This window comes from Enterobacter sp. BNK-14 (assembly GCF_047456095.1).
GTDB lineage: Bacteria > Pseudomonadota > Gammaproteobacteria > Enterobacterales > Enterobacteriaceae > Enterobacter > Enterobacter kobei.
In genome coordinates this window covers 771595-791149 of the sequence record NZ_CP179897.1, presented here as the reverse complement: position 1 = coordinate 791149, position 19555 = coordinate 771595, and the positions used below count along the sequence as shown (strand labels likewise).

Genomic DNA, 19555 nt, shown 5'->3' with positions numbered 1-19555 from the left:
TTATGACCAAAAAATATTTGGCAGTCGCATTGTTGACCGCTTTATTGACAGGCGTCGTTGAAACGTCATCGGCGCTTGAATTAACGCAATACAATAAGCTCGAAACGGTTAGCCGCATCGTTAACGACAGCGAAGTGACAGACAGTCTCAGGAAGACGCTGGGAAATCATTACCAGACCTTTATTGATAACTTTGATGTCTTTGGTGAACCGCATACCACCACAGGTGGCGGATTGTTTGTTGAAGGCTGGCTAAAGGATCTCTACCTGGAGAATGCGTCAGCGCTGGTCATCAATCCTGACGGCAAAATCTTTGCGGCCTGGGTGGTTCCGGAGTCGGACGTTATTCAATATCGGTCATCTGATAATAGCCAGGTGATTAATACCGATATTCAGCAATGGGCCTCCAGATTCAATACGCTGCAGTTTGCATCGAACAGCCAATCAGGACTCGCCTTTGACGGGGTATGGGCAGGCGAGTTCGGGAGCGACTCGACGTTAACCCTGCAGTTAGCTCGGTCAGGCAACCGTATCACCGGCTCTTATTGCTATATCTCCCGGAGAGGAAACCGCATTGATTGCCCCGAGGATGATGAGCGTAATCTTAGCGGTACGATTGCTGGCAATCGTGCCACTGTTGAGTTCAATTCATCGCTTGGCGGTGTAGGTGGGCAGGCTGCTCTCCAAATAAAGGGAAATGAAATGGAATGGCGTTTAGTAACGCCTCCTCAACATGGCAATGATTATGCTCCGCTGCGTTATACATTACATAAAGCCGATTCGGATCATCACGCTGAATCCAGAAAACTGGAAACCGAAAAATTCGCTATTTCTTTGATAAACAAGTGTGGCCATTTCGAGAGCGAATGTGCCCAGATGGTTTATCTCGGCGTGCGCAAAAGCGATAACAGCACGATCTCCTTAAGGGGAAAAACGTTGCGCGACTCCGCAGGTAAAATAATCGGCTCAACGTACAAGAATGGCGAAATCGTTTATACCGTGACGTATGCACCCGCGAAACTGGTTGTCAGCAAAGGCAGCCAGGTTTTAGTCGAACAGTCAGGTTAATGGCGTAAATAATAAAACAGCCAGCCCAAAGGGCCAGCATGGATTGGCCTTCTTGTTTCTCACAATATTAACCATCCCGAGTTCACTTATGAAATACACCCTCCAGGAAGGTTCGTTTTCCCTTTATCCTGCTGCCTGGCAGGATAACAGTATGAATATTATTCGCGATGACGAAAGCGGATTATCCGTGGTGGTCAGCCGCGGCGTCATCCCGGACGGCAGCGACTACGAACAAGAGTTTCACCGCCAGTGGGATGTGCTGCGTCCTCAGATGGGCGAAATTGCCCAGAGCGAATTCCGGAATGTAAAAGCCGGCCCTGACGGAAAAATTAACGGGCTGGAAGTTGAGACCACCTTCGACCGTAACGGGCAGCGCCTGTGGCAAAAACAGCTGGCCGTACAGACGCCGGGCAAACCGGTATTGATGATTTTTACCCTCTCGGCACTCAGAGCATTCACCGAAGAGGACGAGGTGCGCTGGAGCGCGCTTAAGCAAAGTCTGACGCTAAACGACAACCGGAATGTGTAAGGCATGAGCGATAACAACGCGGCCCGTAAGGGCGACGAGATTATTCACTCCAGCATTTTTGCTGACATCACCAGCATTGTGGCGGAAGGTGCCGCCTATGCGGTGATCGGCGCGGCGGTAGGCGCTGCTGCAACCGTAGCGGCACCACTGCTGGGGGCGGGGGCCGCGGCAGCAGGCGTGGCGGCAATTGGATCCAGCTGTCTGTTAAGCGGGATTATCGGCGGCGTGCTGGCGAACGTGGCAGGGATCACTGACGATATCAGCAATGCCGCGGAAGGGTTGGGCAATGCGCTTTTCCCTCCGTCGCCTGCGGGCAAAATTACCACCGGTTCGAATAACGTTCTGACGAATGCGATCCCCGCCGCGCGCGCGGCCGGAACGCTGACGCCTGCGGATACCCCTTCCCCTGAACCACAGTCGCCGGGCAGTTTTGCCGACTACGCGGGCATGCTCCTTTCCGCCGCCGGACAATTTGGCAGCGAAATGTGGCAGCCGAGCGTGGCCTCTGCCGCGGCGGGGACCTCGCCGCTGGAAGAAGACAAGGTGGCGTGCGAAAAACACTCCGGGCCGCAGTATCTGGCGGAAGGCTCCAAAAGCGTCTTTATCAACGGACAGCCTGCGGTGCGCGCGAAAGATCGCACCACCTGTGAAGGCACGGTTTCCGACGACGTCTCACCGAACGTGATCATTGGCGGCGACACGCTCACGGTTCGCGATATCAAAAGCGGTAAAACGCCGGGACTGGCGCTGGGGATGATTGCGCTCTCCCTGCTGCGCGGGCGTCCGGGCAAGATTCTGAAAAATATGCCCTGCGCGCTGGCGGCGGCTGGCGGCGGGATGCTGGCCGATATGGCCGTGAATGCCGTGTTCGGCTCCTCGCACCCGGTTCACGCCGCCACCGGCGTAAAGGTACTGAATGACGACGATGAGCTCGATTTCTCGCTGCCAGGGCGTTTCCCGCTTCGCTGGCAGCGCAGCTATAACAGCCTGACTACCCGCGAAGGGCTGTTCGGGCTGGGCTGGGCAACCACCTTTGACAGCTATCTGACGCTGGAAGAAAACAACGCCACCTGGTTCGACGAAACCGGGCGTGAGCTGAGCTTCGAGCTGCCGCCTGTCGACCGCGCGTTTTACAGCATCAGCGAAGGCATTATTATCCGCCGCAATGAGAGCGGCGACGTCGCGATCGCCGATGATGACGGTGCGGTATGGCGTCTGTATAAACCGACCCGGGCGAATCCATCTATCCTGCGTCTCGCCTCCCTCAGCGACGAATACGGCAACGCGCTGCTGACGGAGTGGGACGAGCACGGCAGGCTGGTCGGCCTTCACGACGAGCCGCGGGCAATCGACGTCACCCTGCGCTACGAAGATGAACGTTTCCCGCAGCGCGTTACCGCAGCCAGCCATTTCGACGGCAACCGTTCCTGGCCGCTGATGCAGTGGCGCTACGATGCGTGCGCCCAGCTGGCGAGCGCGACGGATGCCTCCGGCGTGGTGACGCGTGAATACCGCTATAACGACCGTGGCCTGATGGTCTGGCACCGCCTGCCTGGTGGGCTGGAAAGTGAATACCGCTGGCAAAAATTCGACCACTGGCGGGTGGTGGAAAACCGCACCAGCACCGGCGACGGGTGCCGCTTTAGCTATGATTTAGCCGCCGGGCTGACGACCGTCGAGCACTACGATGGTCAGACGCGTAAGCACTACTGGAACGCGCAAAATCTGATTGTCCGCTACGTTGACGAGCGTGGTGAAACCTGGCGCTACGAGTGGGATGACAACGAACTTCTGACCCGTCGCGTCGATCCCCTCGGCAATGCTGTCACCTTCGTCTACGACGAAATGGGCAACCGGGTGCAGGAGATCGACGCCGACGGCAATACCCGTACCACCACCTGGCTGGAGCACCGCGCGCTTCCGGCGGCCATTATCGAAGCCGACGGCAGCGCGACCCGTTTCTGGTACGACGAACATCACGGCCTGAAGCGCGTGGTCGACCCGATGGGGCAGACCACGCTCCTGCACCGGGATGAGTTTGGTCAGGTTATTGAGGAGGTCGATGCCGCCGGAAACAGCCGCTACCAGGAGTATAACGACGCCGGGCAGATGGTACGTGCGACGGACTGTTCCGGGCGCATTACCCGCTACCGTTATCATCCGCTCGGCTGGCTGGTGGCCGAGACTGGCGCCGACGGCGAAGAGACGCGCTATCGCTACGACGCGGCAGGACGTCCGGTGCAGCTCGATCGTCCGGAAGGCTGGACGGAGTCACTTGCATGGAACGAGCGCGGCCTGCCGGTGAAGCATGCGGGCGCTGACGGGAAAGAAAGCGAGTTCAGATACGATGACGCAGGGCGCTTAACCGCCACCCGCAATACTCAGGGGGAAGAGGTGCGCCGCCGCTGGGACAGCCGCGGGCGTCTGGTTGCCCTGGAAAACGAAAACGGTGAAGCGTATCAGTTCCGCTGGGGCGCGGACTCGCTTCTTCTGGAAGAGACAGGGCTTGATGGCGTGGCCTCGCAGTATCGCTACGACGCCTGCGGGCGCACGATAGCGCGCACCTTTGCCGCCGGTCATCCTGAGGCGATCACCCACGCCTTCGCCTGGAGTGCAAGCGGCCAGCTGGTCGCCCGCACCACGCCGGAAGGCCAGACCCGCTATCATTACACACCATCCGGGCTATTAAGCCGGATCGGGCTGCATCCGGCGCTTTCAGCCGACGCATGGACCACCGAGGCCGAGCAGGAGCTTGCCTTTGACTATGACGCGCTCGGTCGCGTGACGCGCGAGGCGGGCGAACACGGCGAGCTGGCGTGGGAGTATGACGCGCTGGGCAACCGCACCTCCGTCACGCTGCCCGATGGCCGCGAGCTGAAACAGTTCTACTACGGCAGCGGGCATCTGCTCGGCATTGCCCTCGATAAGCTGTCGGTCTCTGATTTTACCCGCGACGAACTCCACCGGGAGACCAGCCGTACTCAGGGGCTGCTGACCACCCGCAGCGAGTACGACCGTCTCGGTCGACTGCATCGCCGGGATGTCTTCACTGGCAATGCCCAACGCCCGTCGCCGCGCCGCTGGTCTCGCCGCTGGGATTACGATTACCGCAATAACCTGGTGCGGGAAGAGCGGGACGATAATCCGTTCAGCTGGTACCGCTGGCAGTATGACAGCGCTGGGCGCCTGCTGGTTCAGGACGGCTCCCTGCCCGGACAGGAGCAGTGGCGCTGGGATGCCGCTGGCAACCCGCTGGAAGGCTCTGCTGAGAAGGTCACGCATAACCGCCTGACGCAGCTGAACGGCATTCGCTGGCGTTATGACATTCACGGCCGCACCGTGGAGAAGGATAACGGCCAGACCCGGTGGCACTACCGCTACGACGGCGAGCAGCGCCTGACGGAGGTCATCAGCCAGCCGCGGGATCGCAACAAACCGCAGACGCAGGTCAACTTCCGCTACGATCCGCTCGGACGACGGATCAGCAAAACGCGTCGCCAGATGCTGGGCGGGCAGCCAACCGGCAAGCCGGTCACTACCCGTTTTGTCTGGGAGGGGTTCCGCCTGCTGCAGGAAGTGCACGGGGATGTGCCGCTGACCTACGTCTACAGCGATCAGGACAGCTACGATCCGCTGGCGCGTATCGACGGCGTGGATGCCCCGGAAATCTTCTGGTTCCACTGTCAGCCCAACGGCACGCCGGAGCGGATGACGGATATCGAAGGGCAGGTGCGCTGGGAAGGAGTGAACAGCGCCTGGGGCAAGCTGCTGCGGGAAAGCGAAACGCAGGTATCAGGATATTCTCAGAACCTGCGTATGCAGGGGCAATACCTGGATCGTGAGACAGGGCTGCACTACAATCTGTTCCGGTATTACGACCCGGACTGCGGAAGGTTTACGCAGCAGGACCCAATAGGGTTAAATGGCGGGTTAAATCTTTACAGCTATGCTCCTAATCCTATAGTTTGGACAGATCCTTTAGGTCTTACACCTTGTAAGGGGTTACCATCCACTCGAAGGGCTGGAGGTACGGGCAAACATTATGATCCAGTAAATGGTCAAGGGTTGTATGTGCTACACGATGGAAAGAACATTATCTATGTAGGACGTGGGGATGCTCCAGCACGTTTGAATAGCCATGCGAATACACCGGGTAAATCACATTTGGAACAGTTGACCATATTTGATAATAATTTGACCAAAGCGGAAGCTAAGTTTTTGGAACAAAGGATTATGGATCTTAATGGTGGAGCTAAGTCAACAAATTCTTTCACAAATCTCCTCAATAAAATTAGATCCTATAGCCCTAATAACCCAAACGCTAGCAAATATGATATTGCAGGTCATAGTAGGGATTGGGGTGGGGAAGTATTGAAAGATGCGTTATCAATTCTGAAAGGGAATGGCTTATGAAAGTAAAATATAAAGAGGGTGACATCTTTGTCATTCCGATGAGTAATGGGAAGTATGCGCTTTGCCAGGTTGTTTTTGCTCCAAAGCAAAAGTTTAAGCAAGCAATAGGTTTCTGCATTTTATCAATACAGGAAACAGAGGAGTTTGAAGAGAACAGTTCACTAACACCTCTATCTTTTGAAAAATTTGGCAAAGAGATGAAGGTTATTTTCACTGGCAACCAAAATATTAGCAAAGGCATTTGGAAAATTATAGGGCATGCTAATCTCACAGAAGAAAAAAAACAATTAAAAATATTTAATTATGCTGGTGGTTTATATGATGGGGAAGAGGAAATCAGGCGTTTGTCTGTTGCTGAATATCCTAATTACACAACTATGGGGGTTTCAGGCTTTGAGCTTGTCGACAATGTTCTGATAAATATTTGATCATCAGGGGAAGAGTGCTTCCCCTGCTAGTTTACATACAACAGCAGCTCATTAACACCTTTAATAAATTCACAAGTTTTTATGATCGTCTTGCCAAATAGTATTACAACAATGCATGCTGGAGAAGAATAGCCACAAGTTTGTCGCAGCAGAGCTGGATATCAATACTCATACCTTCGCCCGGAGCGGGAGATGACAGTCGGTCGTCTGCACTACGGTGGGAGGGCTGACCCGCTACCACTACATCCCGTCAGGGCTGCACTACAATCTGTTCCGGTATTATGACCCGGACTGCGGAAAGTTTACGCAGCAGGACCCGATAGGGCTGGCGGGGGGATAAACCTTTACCAGTATGCGCCGAATGCGCTGGGGTGGGTGGATCCGTGGGGGTTGAGCCGTGAGTGTAGCGGTAAAACAAAACCTGATTTCTATGTCGGTCCAGCGGGACCAAGCGCTACAATGCCTTCAACTGCTTATCGTTATGTTCGATACTTGAATGACGATGGCAGTTTAGATAAATGGGCTCCTGGTCTTCTCGAAACAAAAAAAGCGCCCGTAACGTATTTTGGATTCGAAAAATTTGAAACGGGTAAAGCGGCTCGTGATGCGTTTCAGATAAAAGGTCCCGATAAAGTTGATCCGACGTTACCAGCGGATGTCTCTTGGAGTGATGCAAGGATTAGAGGAACGTTTGATACATTGCAACTTTACGAAAATGGTACTCCACAAGTGAGGCATCCAAGAATGTTTGGAGATGAAATTGGTGCACCATTACAACAATTTACGCATGCTTATCCGCAATACGGAAAGGGGGGCGTAGAACAAATGCATGCAGAAAAACGGACAATTATTTTCGATAAAATTGATATTCTTCCGGAGGAATAATGAATTACGATTCATATAATGAAGTGCTCGATTACCTCAAGGTTTTTTTCAACGAAAGAGTGGATTCATTAATTTATTTAGAAAAACTAATGACTCTGATTGAAGGTTCTCGCTCTGAAAAAACCGTGACTATAAGAGCCATTTATGAAACGTACATGCAGTATGTAAAAGAAAATAGGGATAACATTAAAGTTATCTCTGGAGAAAAAGAAATGTGGATTGATTTATTACACCATTGGCAATAAGGATTTATTGTCATGTAGATTAGATTGAAATGGTTATAACGGTGTGGCGTAATGCAATAATTGATGCAGGTGTATTTTAGTTGCGTAGTGGAAAATGCAGTGTGAGCCTTGCATATAACACGTGTAATCTGTACGCGGAAATGCTTCTTTATATGGATGCCATCATGTTGTAGTTGATTTAGTTACAATCTCGTGTTAGGCATTCAAAAGTAGAACAGGGCAACATGATTGAATTAAAATTTAAACCGATTACAGGTGAACTAAATTTTGATGGTTTGCCTTTGGAAATTGATACTAAAGAAGGCTTTTGTAAATGTGATTTATACTACGAATTAGTTAAGTACAAAGCTATAAAGAAAACCATGCCTAATCACTACCTTGTTGACTCAGTAGCGTTTTTCGACAAAGAATTTCAAGTTACTATACGCACAGTGTGCTATGGTTTTCCTTTTATGCTTCATCTTGTTGATAAAAACAGTCAATACTATAACGCATTAAATGATTGGAACGCTCGAACTAATATTCGCATGCTAAATGAATCAGTGAAAAGTTTGTCTGATTGGCTGAAAGAATCACTAAACCTGGACACGCCTGATACCACGGAAACAGACATCATTAGGTGGAACTTTGAGTGGGGGCGGGTTTCAGTCTCATATGAGACAAAGTCATTTAATCATGGGATATATATAGTTTGGAATATAACGTAGTCACTTCCAGGCAAGGTTGTTTAGATATGTTAGAAATGGAACTTGATGTTCATACTGGATTTGTAGCAATTAACAACTACCCAATCGAATTAAAAGATGTTGATACTTTTAAAAATTCCGCATTTTACAAGTTCTTCTCGCCATTGACAAAATAGGTTCTTTTTATTTCGCTATCGATAATGTTAAATGGAAAGGTCAAATTTTCATTTTGGAACTAAGGCCTTCAGCATTTTCTTTTACCCCATCATTATTCCTTACTAGTAAGGATGGAAGTTTTTATAAAACGCTAAATGATTGGGGTAAAAGGGCAAGTCAGAGTAATTTATCGGATGAGCAGCAGCGTTTGACATCATGGGTTGAGAGTGAAATAACCTCAAAGCCTAAGCTTAAAATTACCAATCCCCCATATGGATTTCAATGGGCGCATGAATGGGGAAGTATTGTTGTACAGTCTAATGAAAAAAGCTTCGATTGTGGTTTTTATATCAAATGGAATGTTTGACATAAATAATGTTATTAATTAATAAAATCCCGCATTTTCTTCTTGCCTTACTTTTTCTATTAATAACTTAAAGGCTCAATAAAAATGAAATTAACTAATCGACTGAAGAAGAAGATATTAGTGCTGGATGGTATTGATAATGACTTTATAGATTACGGCGCAAAAATAGCATGCCCTGAATGCGAGGGCGTAATAGTCTACTCTGTCGTAAACTCATATGAGTTTGACACGCTCTCTGAAGAGGTAAAATGCTTTTTGGTTAAGAAAATGAGAGGTGTAAAGCTTGTTAGTGAAAATAAGAAATATAGCTATGATGAAAGCCAATTAGATGTTTCGAAAAACTCATGTTCAAAGTGTTTAAAAGAGTTTTCCACTGTATTAACGTATAAAGAAGTGCAGCCAGCCCGATACCGGGTATATCTTGTGGGGCTTTTTGACGGTGATTTGAAACAGTTCAAACTTTAAAAGTAGAGATTTACTAATGATTGAAAATCTCATTTGTATTAAAGAAAATGACCGGCTTCAATGGATATGTGGCGAAAGTAACATACTGATTAGTATGCCATTTATAGACTATGCAATGGTCGACTCGACACGCCAGTTAGTCTTTGCGTTAAGCGACTCAAAGCCACTACCAACCGTTTTGACCATCTTCAATGCGCAGGGTGAAAAACTATTTTGGTCAGCACCTCCTGAAGGCGCAGCTTTCTATTACTTAACTTTCAACCTGTCAAAGCAAGTGGTTGTGGTCTGTAGCTATGCGGAAAAGCAAAACGGCTGGCATGATTGGTTTTATTCCTGGGATATGAAGCGTAACGCGCTGTCTATATCGGGCCCTGCGTATTAACATCAAAAGCACCAAAAAATGATAACAATAACCGGTGGCAAAAGAGGGCTGCATAAGCAGTTCCAACAAGCGGTTTAAAACAGAGCTAAGAGGCAAAGGATGAGCACGGTTTACATTGTCATTTTAACCTATATCAAACCACTCGAAGAGATTGACGCAGCGATACATGCTCATGTTGAGTGGCTAAAAAAGGGGTATTCAGAGGGGATTTTCCTGGCATCCGGTAGACGGATCCCAAGAAACGGTGGGGTCATTCTCGCTAAGTGTGAAAGTCTTGCCTCTCTTGAAGAGCGCTTGCGCGAGGATCCTTTTCAGGCGTTAAAGCTAGCGACTGTTGAAATCATTCCCTTTGAACCCAGCATGAAACAGAACTATTAGAAAATGTGTTTTAACCTCGCCAAAAAATCCACGCTAAAGCGTGGATTTTCTTCATTCAAAACAAATCAGACGTTAAACAGGAAGTTCATCACATCGCCATCTTTAACGATGTAATCTTTCTCTTTCTCACGCATCTTGCCTGATTCTTTCTTGCCTTGCTCACCTTGTTCTCAATAAGCTGTCGGTCTCCGACTTTGCCCGCGACGAACTCCACCGTGAAACCAGGCGCACCCAGGGGCTGCTGACCACCCGCAGCGAGTACGACCGCCTTGGACGACTGCATCGCCGGGACGTCTTTACCGGCAATGCTCACCGCCCGTCGCCGCGCCGCTGGTCCCGCCGCTGGGATTATGACGACCGCAATAATCTGGTGCGGGAAGAGCGGGACGATAATCCGTTCAGCTGGTACCGCTGGCAGTATGACAGCGCCGGGCGCCTGCTGGTTCAGGACGGCTCGCTGCCCGGACAGGAGCAGTGGCGCTGGGATGCCGCCGGTAACCCGCTGGAAGACTCTGCTGAGAAGGTCACGCATAACCGCCTGACGCATCTGAACGGCATTCGCTGGCGTTATGACATTCACGGCCGCACCGTGGAGAAGGATAACGGCCAGACCCGCTGGCACTACCGATACGACGGCGAGCACCGCCTGACGGAGGTCATCAGCCAGCCGCGGGATCGCAACAAACCGCAGACGCAGGTCAACTTTCGCTACGATCCGCTCGGACGACGGATCAGCAAAACGCGTCGCCAGATGCTGGGCGGGCAGCCAACCGGCAAGCCGGTCACTACCCGTTTTGTCTGGGAGGGGTTCCGCCTGCTGCAGGAAGTGCACGGGGATGTGCCGCTGACCTACGTCTACAGCGATCAGGACAGCTACGATCCGCTGGCGCGTATCGACGGCGTGGATGCCCCGGAAATCTTCTGGTTCCACTGTCAGCCCAACGGCACGCCGGAGCGGATGACGGATATCGAAGGGCAGGTGCGCTGGGAAGGAGTGAACAGCGCATGGGGCAAGCTGCTGCGGGAAAGCGAAACGCAGATATCAGGATATTCTCAGAACCTGCGTATGCAGGGGCAATACCTGGACCGTGAGACAGGGCTGCACTACAATCTGTTCCGGTATTATGACCCGGACTGCGGACGGTTTACGCAGCAGGACCCGATAGGGCTGGCGGGGGGGATAAACCTTTACCAGTATGCGCCGAATGCTCTGGGGGGGGTGGATCCGTGGGGGTTGAGTCGTAAATGTAAGGATCCTTCTAAAGAAGCGACTCAGTGGCAAGGACCTCTTAATAAAGATTATAAAGGTATTGATAGTTACTCGAACAGAACGCTTAAAAAAGGAACGATCCTCTATGCATTGCATCCAAATGGTGATCAGTTACCTGCATATACCGTAACTCATCCTACAGTTAGGCAATATAAAGGTGATTCATTAGGATATCATGAGGCGTTACAAGTGAAACTTAACCCAGATTTCCCTGTACGAACCAAAGTTAGGGCATATTATGTATCTGAGGATATATTTGTTGCTAGTGGTCGTGCAACGGCGAATCCTCAGTTCGGAAAGGGGGGGGGGATGCAGTTTTACATACCTGAAGAAGCAAGAGGTAAATTAATTCCTGGTAAGGTTATAGATATATGAAAAAGATGACATTTAATGTAAAAAATGGGAATGTTAAAATTGATGATTATCCTATTGAACTTAGTTCTTTTGAAATATTTACTTCATCTGAGTTTTACAAAACCCATCCGCAATTTACTAAGATAGGTAAATTTTATTTTTCGAAAAATGATATTGAATGGGAAGGGCAGAATTTTATCGTAGAGTTCAGACCAGCAATTTTCTCATTTAATCCATCTCTTTTTCTTACAAGTAAAGACGGAGATTTTTATCAATCACTCAAAGATTGGGATAAGAGGGCATCGTTAAAAAATCTAGAAGAGGAAGAAAGACGATTGACAGAATGGGTTCAAAATAAATTTTCCAGAAACAATATGGGAAAGATAAATAAGCCTCCATATGGAACAAAATGGACTTATGAATGGGGAGAGATAACAGTGCAATCAAATGAAAGATCCTTTGATTGTGGGATATATATTGAATGGAATCTTAATCTCTGATGGTAATAAATCGTACATTACATATATGAGTTATCCATCCATGGAACGGAAGCCATATTGTCCAGTAGTGATATTTAAATTTATTATAGATGACTGCCTTATTTAGTATGCGAGATAAAAAATCGGATTAATCCCTTTTTTCTAAATGAAATAATAATCTTCTTTGTACATCTTTTATAAGTGGGTCTAAAAAGGAGGGATGTATAATGAAAATGCATAAAGAATAGTTAGATAATAATTCTGAAAAGATTGCATTTATGGCGGAATGAATTACTCGCCTTCAGATTTCGCTATAAATACTTTAATTGAACTTTCAAGAGAAAATCAAGATATGGCGTGGGTTATTAGTAAATGCTATGAAGTAAAGAGAGTCTCAAGACACAACTGAAACTATTCAAACGTTATTCAGGAAGTTCAGTATGTCGCCATCTTTAACAGTGTAATTTTTTCCTTCTGCATGCAGAGGGCGCTGACCACCCGTAGGGAGTACGACTGTCTTGGTCGACTGCATCGCCGGGATGTATACACTGGCAATGCCCAGCGCCCGTCACCGCGACGCCAGATGTTGGGCGGACAGCCAACCGGCAAGCCGGTCACTACCCGGTTCGTCTGGGAGGGGTTCCGCCTGCTGCAGGAGGTGAACGGGGACGTGCCGCTGACCTACGTCTACAGCGATCAGGACAGTTACGATCCGCTGGCGCGTGTCGATGGCGTTGATGCCCCGGAGATCTTCTGGTTCCACTGCCAGCCCAACGGTACGCCGGAGCGGATGACGGATATCGAAGGGCAGGTGCGCTGGGAAGGGGTGAACAGCGCCTGGGGCAAGCTGCTGCGGGAAAGTGAGACGCAGGTATCAGGATATTCTCAGAACCTGCGCATGCAGGGGCAATACCTGGACCGTGAGACAGGGCTGCACTACAGTCTGTTCCGGTATTACGACCCGGACTGCGGGCGGTTTACGCAGCAGGACCCGATAGGGCTGGCGGGGGGGATAAACCTTTACCAGTATGCGCCGAATGCGCTGGGGTGGATCCGTGGGGGTTGAGTAGGTGTTCATCCTCAGGTAAATATAAGCCTGGAACCATTCTGGGACGTACAGTCTATAAAAATACTGTTGATATACATCCAGGTGTCCCTAAGTCGGTTCATCCGTCAGTTCATCCTTCAATCAAAGCGAAAGTTAAGGATGGTTGGACAAATGTTGATTTGATGAAGAATGGCTATGCTCCGATTGGCACGGATGGAAAACAAGTTAACCTCCATCATGTTCTTGGACAAGAGCCTGGACCGATGGTGGAAATTCTTTCATCAACGCATAAGCTGTATCATAAGCAATTGCATGGATTAATTGAGAATGGTGGGAGTTTTAGAAATACTCCTGAACTTGATAGGCAGTACAACAGATTTAGAAGCGCGTATTGGAAGTTGAGATCATTGGATTTTTAATAGGGTGTAAAAGATGACTATCAAAACTGCAATTGAGCATTTAGATAAGAATGCTACAGACGAGGTGTTTTGGTTAGGCCCGGTTGATCTAGAGCAGATTGACATACTTGAAAATAATCTGGGTATTAAACTCCCACTTGATTTTAAAGAGTTCTTACATTTGGTTGGCGGCGGCGGTGTAATTGGAGAGGAGATCTCAGGAGTAGTTGATAACAATGCACTCGAAGAATCCGGAGGTGCTGTTTTTTATGATACAAATTATTGCCGGACTGAGTTCTCCCTTCCTGAAAACTATGCAGTTATCTATTTCAAAGATGACGAAGTTTGTTGGTGTATAGACTGTGGCGGCAAAACTTTTGGTCGAGTTATTAATTATGATCTGTTTTCCAGAAAAGAAACAAACACTTTAAACGCTTCGTTTTCTGAGTTTTTTGATAATTATGTGAAATTACGGACCTGATTTTTTTTAAGTAAATTTTGATCTTTTCAATCAAGAGCTAACATTATAAGGTCTATGATGGAACTTGGGCCTTATAATGTAAATGGATCCCAAGAAACGGTGGCGTCATTCTTGCTAAATCTGAGAGTCTTGCCTCTCTTGAGGAGCGCTTGCGCGAGGATCCTTTTCAGGCGTTAAAGCTTGCGACTGTTAAGATCATTCCATTTGAACCCAGCATGAAAACATGACTCCTGGAAAATGTGTTTTAACCCTCGAATAAAAAAATCCACGCCAAAGCGTGGATTTTCTTCATTCAAAACAAATCAAACGTTAAACAGGAAGTTCATCACATCGCCATCTTTAACGATGTAATCTTTCCCTTCCGCACGCATCTTGCCTGCTTCTTTCGCGCCTTGCTCACCCTTGTAGGTGATGAAGTCTTCAAACGCGATAGTCTGCGCACGAATAAAGCCTTTCTCGAAGTCGGTGTGGATCTTCCCGGCCGCCTGAGGCGCAGTTGCACCAACAGGAATCGTCCACGCACGCACTTCTTTCACGCCAGCGGTGAAGTAGGTCTGCAGGTTCAGCAGCTCATAGCCTGCGCGAATTACGCGGTTCAGACCCGGCTCTTCCAGACCCAGCTCGGCCATGAACTCTTCACGGTCAGCGTCGTCCAGCTCGGCGATGTCAGATTCAACGGCAGCGCATACCGCCACAACGACAGAACCTTCCGCCGCGGCGATCTCACGCACTTTGTCCAGGTACGGGTTGTTCTCGAAGCCGTCTTCGTTAACGTTGGCGATGTACATGGTTGGCTTCAGGGTCAGGAAGCTCAGGTATTTGATCGCCGCCTTGTCTTCTTCCGTCAGGTTTTTCAGCGCGCGCAGCATGCCCGCGTTTTCCAGCTGTGGCAGACATTTTTCCAGCGCAGCCAGTTCCGCTTTCGCGTCTTTATCGCCGCCTTTCGCTTTCTTCTGTACGCGGTGAATCGCGCGTTCGCAGGTGTCGAGGTCAGAGAGCGCCAGCTCGGTGTTGATGACGTCGATGTCGTCAGCCGGATCCACTTTGTTGTTGACGTGGATGATGTTGTCGTTCTCGAAGCAGCGCACAACGTGGCCGATCGCTTCGGTTTCACGAATGTTGGTCAGGAACTGGTTACCCAGACCTTCACCTTTGGAGGCGCCTTTTACCAGGCCCGCGATGTCAACGAACTCCATGGTGGTCGGCAGAATGCGCTGTGGCTTCACGATCTCCGCGAGCTGATCCAGACGCGGGTCGGGCATTGGCACAACCCCGGTGTTCGGTTCGATGGTACAGAACGGGAAGTTCGCCGCTTCGATACCCGCTTTGGTAAGCGCGTTAAACAGGGTGGATTTGCCCACGTTTGGCAGACCGACGATACCGCATTTGAATCCCATTTCTAAATCACCTTAATATCTTGATAATCAATCCGTTAACGATAACCGATTGATGAAAAGTAAATAACTCTGCCTATTATACACGTAACCCGCATCACGCGCGGTAAAAAAGCCGTATCGGGCGGATTATTGCGCTTTGAAAGCGTGCAGGCGGTTTGTCGCTTTGGTTAAGCCATCTTTCAGCCAGATTTCAGTGCATCGCACCGCTTCGTCTACCGCCTCGTCAATCAGTTTCTGCTCAGAAACCGGGGGCTTACCTAACACAAAACCAACAACTTTGTTTTTATCGCCCGGATGGCCGATTCCTACGCGCAAACGGTGGAAATTCGGGTTATTGCCCAGCTTGCTGATAATATCTTTCAGACCGTTATGGCCCCCGTGCCCGCCGCCCAGTTTGAATTTTGCCACGCCGGGTGGGAGGTCCAGCTCATCGTGAGCCACCAGAATTTCATCCGGATTGATGCGATAAAACGTTGCCATTGCCGCCACGGCTTTACCGCTCAGGTTCATAAAGGTGGTGGGTACCAGCAGGCGCACATCTGCGCCAGCAAGGTTGATACGTGAGGTATAGCCGAAGAATTTAGGTTCTTCGCGCAGGGGAGCACGCAACCGCTCGGCCAGCAGATCAACATACCATGCCCCGGCATTGTGGCGAGTGGCCGCATATTCTGCGCCCGGGTTGGCGAGGCCGACAATCAGTTTAATCGTCACGATTCAATTCCTAATGGGTTCCAGATCTGGCGCGTAGTTTACTGTCTGGCGCGCCGCTTGACAAAATTCTGCAATCGTCACGGCGAAAGTCGAATAATTACTCATCTGAACAATTAGAATTTTAAGCTGTTCAACGCCTTATTTGTAAACTTTTGTTTGGGAGTTATCCGTAAATGTGATCATTCACGCAACTCATAAAAGGGGCGTTGTCTATACTTTACACACAAGGATTAGGGGCTTTTCCCCTGACAACCCAAAGTTCCGGAGGTGACACATGAAACGCAAAAACGCTTCGTTACTCGGTAACGTGCTGATGGGGTTGGGGCTGTTCGTGATGGTTGTCGGCGTGGGTTATTCAATTTTAAACCAATTGCCGCAGCTTGATCTCCCGCAATACTTCGCGCATGGCGCGGTACTGAGCATTTTCCTCGGTGCAGTATTGTGGCTTGCCGGGGCGCGCGTGAGCGGACATGAGGAAGTCTGCGATAAATACTGGTGGGTGCGCCATTATGATAAACGTTGTCGCAGGGATCAGCACAAGCACAGCTAGCACCTGATAAAGAACACCGAACGACTCCCGAGGGAGTCGTTTTTTTTGCATGGAGTATTGACCCTCACGTAACGTAAGGCTCCAGAGTGGGTGCACTGGCAAAGTAAAAAGGAGCAATTATGTTGATTCAGGTGGGTGAGCTTGCGAAACGGGCCGGGATCACCGTGCGGACATTGCATCACTATGAGCAAACAGGGTTGTTGCTGCCTTCTGCCAGAAGTGCGGCAGGTTACCGGCTTTACAACCTGGCAGATGTCCAGCGTCTGCACATGATCCAGACGCTGGCAAAAGCGGGGCTGGAACTTGCTGAAATCAGGGATTTTCTGGAACAGGCGTCGCTGTCGTTAACCGAGTTACTCGATGCGCAAATCACGCTGTTGGATAAACAGCTTTGCAGCATACATACGCTGCGCGACCGGCTGGTGGAACTGCGCACCGGGCTTCGCGACGATGCGACGCCGGATCTGGAATCCTGGCTACAGACGCTGGAGTTAATGAATATGTACGATCGCTGGTTTAGCAAAGAAGAGTTACAGCAGCTGCCGTTTGCGGTGCAGAAGGAGGCACTGACGGCTATCTGGTCAGGGCTGGTTACAGAGGCCAACATACTTCTGGAGCAACATATCCCCGTTACGGATGCGCGAGCCATGGAGCTGGCGACGCGCTGGATGGAACGCCTGGAGCAGGACACGGCGGGCAAGCCGGAGTTTCTTACCCGGCTGAACGAAATGCACAGCGTTGAGCCGCAAATGCAGGCGCAGACTGGCATCACGCCGGAGATGACGGAGTACATTACCCGGGCGTTTGCTGAATCTAAGCTCAACATATGGGAGAAGTATCTCACCGCCGAAGAGATGGCCTTTACCAGGGCACACTACTTTGACCGCATGATGGAGTGGCCGCCGCTGGTGGCGAAACTGCATCAGGCGCAGCGGAAAAGTATCGATCCTGCCTGTGAGGAGGCGCAAAAGCTGGCTGAAAACTGGCTGGCGTTATTCCAGTCGTATGCGGGAACAAACCCGGAAACCCAGCAAAAGTTTCGCGCGGCCATGCAGCAGGAGCCGCAGCTGATGAAAGGAACATGGATGTCGCCTGCTGTGCTTGCATGGCTCCAGCAGGCCATCGGGATAATGATGCAGAGACGTTTCTCCGCATCAGGTGAATCACAGATCCGCTAACGCCGCTTCCCGGTTAGGGTAGAAAGAGAGTCGGCCAGGGATCGGCTGTACGCCCGCGCGCGCCATGGTGCGCAGCGGCTGGAATTCCAGGTTACTCACCCGCAGCTCGCAGCCTTCCGGCAGACGTTGTACGAAGCGCTGGAAGGCGTCCAGGCCCCCGGCATCCAGCACCGGTACGGCATCCCATTTCAATACCACAATCCGTTTGCCCGCGATACGAGTTTCCAGTTCGCTGAACAGGCCTTCCGCCGCGGCGAAGAACAGCGGGCCAATTACGCGCAGCACCAGCACATCATCAGGCACCTCTACGTTGACCGGCGAAAGGCGCGTCATCTGTGCAATGCGGCGCATAAACAGCAGGGAAGCCAGCACGATCCCGACGCTGATGGCGATAACCATATCGAACAGCACCGTCAGCGACATACAGATCAACATTACGATGATGTCGTCTTTTGGTGCACGACGCAGCAGGTTGACCACCTTATGCGCCTCACTCATGTTCCAGGCCACCATCAGCAGCAGCGCGGCCATAGCGGAAAGCGGCAGCCAGGAGAGCAGGGGGGCAAGGATCAGCAGAGCGAGGATCACCAGCACGGAGTGGATAACCGCCGAAACGGGGGAGGTTGCTCCCGCGCGCACGTTCGCCGCTGAACGGGCGATGGCTGCCGTTGCGGTAATACCGCCAAAGAACGGGGCGATGAGATTGCCTAACCCCTGACCGACCAGTTCGCTGTTGGCTTTATGTTTGGTGCCGGTCATGCCGTCGAGCACGACGGCGCAGAGCAGAGATTCAATGGCCCCCAGCATTGCCATAGAGAATGCGGCGGGAAGCAAGGCGCGCAGGGAATCCCAGCTTAAGGTAAAGCTGGAGCCAGGCATGTCCCACGGCAGTACCAGTTGCGGTAACAGTTGCGGAATGCCGCTACCCTGAGAACCGTCCGCCAGCACATAGTGGAACTGCGAGCCGATCGTCGCGACATGACCACCGAACATATTGACGATTGCCATTACTGCGCAACCCAGCAGCAGCGCGGGAAGGTGACCCGGCAGACGAATCCCTAAACGAGGCCAGACGATCAGCGTACCCAGCGTCACAATCCCGATGGCAGCGTCGCCCAGGTTGGCCGTAGGCAGTGCCATAAACAGCGCGCCTACTTTTTGCAGATAATGTTCCGGTACGTGAGGCATCTGCAGACCGAGAAAATCTTTGATCTGCATGGTTCCGATGGTGATCCCGATCCCTGAGGTGAACCCGAGCGTGACGGAAACGGGAATGTACTCAATCAGGCGGCCAAAGCGGGCCAGGCCAAAGAGAATCAAAAACAGGCCTGACATCAGGGTGGCAACCAGCAGGCCTGCAAGACCAAACTGTTGCGAAACCGGGTAGAGGATCACCACAAAAGCGGCGGTCGGGCCAGAGACGCTGAAGCGTGAACCACCGGTCAGGGCGATGACAATCCCGGCAACGGCCGAGGTGTAGAGGCCGTACTGTGGTGCAACGCCGCTACCAATCGCCAGCGCCATCGCCAGCGGTATGGCGATAATGCCGACGGTGATCCCGGCAATCAGGTCACGGACAAAACGTGACGAGGTGTACTTCTCTTTCCAGCAAGCGTCGATGAGGGCGCGAAAGGGCAGAACATGTGAGGAGGCTACGTTTTTCACAATTATCTATCATCCGAGTGCGC

The 19555-nt window shown here is 50.8% G+C and carries 18 protein-coding genes and 4 pseudogenes; 18 read left to right on the top strand and 4 right to left on the bottom strand.

Features of this window, described 5'->3' with window-relative positions:
• Positions 1–2: 2 nt before the first annotated feature.
• The 11 genes and pseudogenes from ACMGGM_RS03825 to ACMGGM_RS03775 all read left to right on the top strand — a co-directional run bounded on the left by ACMGGM_RS03825 (position 3) and on the right by ACMGGM_RS03775 (position 10001).
• Positions 3–1067 carry a hypothetical protein gene (locus ACMGGM_RS03825; RefSeq protein WP_045134153.1) on the top strand — a complete coding sequence of 355 codons (1065 nt, stop codon included), beginning with the start codon at positions 3–5 and terminating at the stop codon, positions 1065–1067.
• Positions 1068–1155: 88 nt separating this feature from the next.
• The gene (locus ACMGGM_RS03820; RefSeq protein ID WP_063943245.1) at positions 1156–1596 is read left to right on the top strand and encodes a DcrB-related protein; all 441 of its coding nucleotides are present in this window, start codon (positions 1156–1158) and stop codon (positions 1594–1596) included.
• A 3-nt stretch (positions 1597–1599) separates the two neighbouring features.
• Complete coding sequence (locus tag ACMGGM_RS03815) at positions 1600–6009, top strand: RHS repeat-associated core domain-containing protein (protein WP_237766985.1); 4410 nt, start codon at positions 1600–1602, stop codon at positions 6007–6009.
• The gene (locus ACMGGM_RS03810) at positions 6006–6437 is read left to right on the top strand and encodes an immunity 26/phosphotriesterase HocA family protein (RefSeq protein WP_047344645.1); all 432 of its coding nucleotides are present in this window, start codon (positions 6006–6008) and stop codon (positions 6435–6437) included. The genes ACMGGM_RS03815 and ACMGGM_RS03810 overlap by 4 nt, the downstream gene beginning before the upstream one ends.
• Positions 6438–6687: 250 nt before the next feature.
• Positions 6688–6836, top strand: a pseudogene (locus ACMGGM_RS03805) (RHS repeat-associated core domain-containing protein); the annotation flags it as partial.
• A 60-nt stretch (positions 6837–6896) separates the two neighbouring features.
• The gene (locus ACMGGM_RS03800; protein WP_047344644.1) at positions 6897–7322 is read left to right on the top strand and encodes a hypothetical protein; all 426 of its coding nucleotides are present in this window, start codon (positions 6897–6899) and stop codon (positions 7320–7322) included.
• Complete coding sequence (locus ACMGGM_RS03795) at positions 7322–7567, top strand: hypothetical protein (protein ID WP_023337401.1); 246 nt, start codon at positions 7322–7324, stop codon at positions 7565–7567. Before ACMGGM_RS03800 ends, ACMGGM_RS03795 begins: the two co-directional genes overlap by 1 nt.
• A 224-nt stretch (positions 7568–7791) precedes the next feature.
• Positions 7792–8274, top strand: a complete 483-nt coding sequence (locus tag ACMGGM_RS03790) for a hypothetical protein (RefSeq protein WP_014884209.1) — start codon at positions 7792–7794, stop codon at positions 8272–8274.
• Between the two features lie 586 nt (positions 8275–8860).
• A complete protein-coding gene (locus ACMGGM_RS03785) occupies positions 8861–9241 on the top strand; it encodes a hypothetical protein (protein WP_014884207.1) in 381 nt (126 codons plus the stop codon).
• Between the two features lie 16 nt (positions 9242–9257).
• The gene (locus tag ACMGGM_RS03780; RefSeq protein ID WP_014884206.1) at positions 9258–9623 is read left to right on the top strand and encodes a hypothetical protein; all 366 of its coding nucleotides are present in this window, start codon (positions 9258–9260) and stop codon (positions 9621–9623) included.
• 99 nt (positions 9624–9722) lie between these two features.
• Positions 9723–10001 carry a YciI family protein gene (locus ACMGGM_RS03775; RefSeq protein WP_063943243.1) on the top strand — a complete coding sequence of 93 codons (279 nt, stop codon included), beginning with the start codon at positions 9723–9725 and terminating at the stop codon, positions 9999–10001.
• A 65-nt stretch (positions 10002–10066) separates the two neighbouring features.
• Here the strand turns inward: ACMGGM_RS03775 and ACMGGM_RS03770 are convergent.
• A pseudogene (locus ACMGGM_RS03770) lies at positions 10067–10168 on the bottom strand (DUF933 domain-containing protein); the annotation flags it as partial.
• A gap of 2 nt (positions 10169–10170) precedes the next feature.
• On the opposite strand from ACMGGM_RS03770, the pseudogene ACMGGM_RS03765 reads away from it, so the two are divergent.
• The 5 genes and pseudogenes from ACMGGM_RS03765 to ACMGGM_RS03745 all read left to right on the top strand — a co-directional run.
• Positions 10171–11646, top strand: a pseudogene (locus ACMGGM_RS03765) (RHS repeat domain-containing protein); the annotation flags it as partial.
• Positions 11643–12125, top strand: coding sequence for a hypothetical protein (locus tag ACMGGM_RS03760; RefSeq protein ID WP_023330597.1), 483 nt, complete (start codon positions 11643–11645; stop codon positions 12123–12125). The pseudogene ACMGGM_RS03765 and the gene ACMGGM_RS03760, both read left to right, overlap by 4 nt.
• 553 nt (positions 12126–12678) lie before the next feature.
• A pseudogene (locus ACMGGM_RS03755) lies at positions 12679–13158 on the top strand (RHS repeat-associated core domain-containing protein); the annotation flags it as partial.
• 176 nt (positions 13159–13334) lie between these two features.
• On the top strand, positions 13335–13571 hold the full coding sequence (locus ACMGGM_RS03750; RefSeq protein WP_072044382.1) for an HNH/ENDO VII family nuclease: 237 nt from the start codon (positions 13335–13337) through the stop codon (positions 13569–13571).
• Positions 13572–13584: 13 nt separating this feature from the next.
• Positions 13585–14031, top strand: a complete 447-nt coding sequence (locus tag ACMGGM_RS03745) for an SMI1/KNR4 family protein (RefSeq protein ID WP_023330592.1) — start codon at positions 13585–13587, stop codon at positions 14029–14031.
• Positions 14032–14333: 302 nt separating this feature from the next.
• On the opposite strand, the gene ychF is transcribed toward ACMGGM_RS03745, so the two are convergent.
• A complete protein-coding gene (gene ychF, locus ACMGGM_RS03740; RefSeq protein WP_010432886.1) occupies positions 14334–15428 on the bottom strand; it encodes a redox-regulated ATPase YchF in 1095 nt (364 codons plus the stop codon).
• A 126-nt stretch (positions 15429–15554) separates the two neighbouring features.
• On the bottom strand, positions 15555–16139 hold the full coding sequence (gene pth, locus ACMGGM_RS03735; protein ID WP_014884200.1) for an aminoacyl-tRNA hydrolase: 585 nt from the start codon (positions 16137–16139) through the stop codon (positions 15555–15557).
• A gap of 274 nt (positions 16140–16413) precedes the next feature.
• Between pth and ychH the strand changes: the two genes are divergently transcribed.
• On the top strand, positions 16414–16689 hold the full coding sequence (gene ychH / locus ACMGGM_RS03730) for a stress-induced protein YchH (RefSeq protein WP_008499505.1): 276 nt from the start codon (positions 16414–16416) through the stop codon (positions 16687–16689).
• Positions 16690–16808: 119 nt separating this feature from the next.
• Positions 16809–17867, top strand: coding sequence for a MerR family transcriptional regulator (locus tag ACMGGM_RS03725; RefSeq protein ID WP_063433955.1), 1059 nt, complete (start codon positions 16809–16811; stop codon positions 17865–17867).
• On the opposite strand, the gene dauA is transcribed toward ACMGGM_RS03725, so the two are convergent.
• Complete coding sequence (dauA, locus tag ACMGGM_RS03720) at positions 17853–19532, bottom strand: C4-dicarboxylic acid transporter DauA (protein ID WP_063433954.1); 1680 nt, start codon at positions 19530–19532, stop codon at positions 17853–17855. The two genes, ACMGGM_RS03725 and dauA, sit on opposite strands and share 15 nt — an antisense overlap.
• Between the last annotated feature and the right edge of the window lie 23 nt (positions 19533–19555).

What these genes read in the sequence shown, in the direction of transcription:
- ychH (WP_008499505.1), top strand. Translation starts at nt 16,414, where the DNA reads ATGAAACGCAAAAACGCTTCGTTACTCGGTAACGTGCTGATGGGGTTG.
- ACMGGM_RS03780 (WP_014884206.1), top strand. Translation starts at nt 9,258, where the DNA reads ATGATTGAAAATCTCATTTGTATTAAAGAAAATGACCGGCTTCAATGG.
- ACMGGM_RS03795 (WP_023337401.1), top strand. Translation starts at nt 7,322, where the DNA reads ATGAATTACGATTCATATAATGAAGTGCTCGATTACCTCAAGGTTTTT.
- ACMGGM_RS03750 (WP_072044382.1), top strand. Translation starts at nt 13,335, where the DNA reads ATGAAGAATGGCTATGCTCCGATTGGCACGGATGGAAAACAAGTTAAC.
- ACMGGM_RS03790 (WP_014884209.1), top strand. Translation starts at nt 7,792, where the DNA reads ATGATTGAATTAAAATTTAAACCGATTACAGGTGAACTAAATTTTGAT.
- ACMGGM_RS03815 (WP_237766985.1), top strand. Translation starts at nt 1,600, where the DNA reads ATGAGCGATAACAACGCGGCCCGTAAGGGCGACGAGATTATTCACTCC.
- ACMGGM_RS03785 (WP_014884207.1), top strand. Translation starts at nt 8,861, where the DNA reads ATGAAATTAACTAATCGACTGAAGAAGAAGATATTAGTGCTGGATGGT.
- ACMGGM_RS03760 (WP_023330597.1), top strand. Translation starts at nt 11,643, where the DNA reads ATGAAAAAGATGACATTTAATGTAAAAAATGGGAATGTTAAAATTGAT.
- ACMGGM_RS03725 (WP_063433955.1), top strand. Translation starts at nt 16,809, where the DNA reads ATGTTGATTCAGGTGGGTGAGCTTGCGAAACGGGCCGGGATCACCGTG.
- ACMGGM_RS03775 (WP_063943243.1), top strand. Translation starts at nt 9,723, where the DNA reads ATGAGCACGGTTTACATTGTCATTTTAACCTATATCAAACCACTCGAA.
- ychF (WP_010432886.1), bottom strand. Translation starts at nt 15,428, where the DNA reads ATGGGATTCAAATGCGGTATCGTCGGTCTGCCAAACGTGGGCAAATCC.
- ACMGGM_RS03800 (WP_047344644.1), top strand. Translation starts at nt 6,897, where the DNA reads ATGCCTTCAACTGCTTATCGTTATGTTCGATACTTGAATGACGATGGC.
- ACMGGM_RS03820 (WP_063943245.1), top strand. Translation starts at nt 1,156, where the DNA reads ATGAAATACACCCTCCAGGAAGGTTCGTTTTCCCTTTATCCTGCTGCC.
- ACMGGM_RS03745 (WP_023330592.1), top strand. Translation starts at nt 13,585, where the DNA reads ATGACTATCAAAACTGCAATTGAGCATTTAGATAAGAATGCTACAGAC.
- ACMGGM_RS03825 (WP_045134153.1), top strand. Translation starts at nt 3, where the DNA reads ATGACCAAAAAATATTTGGCAGTCGCATTGTTGACCGCTTTATTGACA.
- ACMGGM_RS03810 (WP_047344645.1), top strand. Translation starts at nt 6,006, where the DNA reads ATGAAAGTAAAATATAAAGAGGGTGACATCTTTGTCATTCCGATGAGT.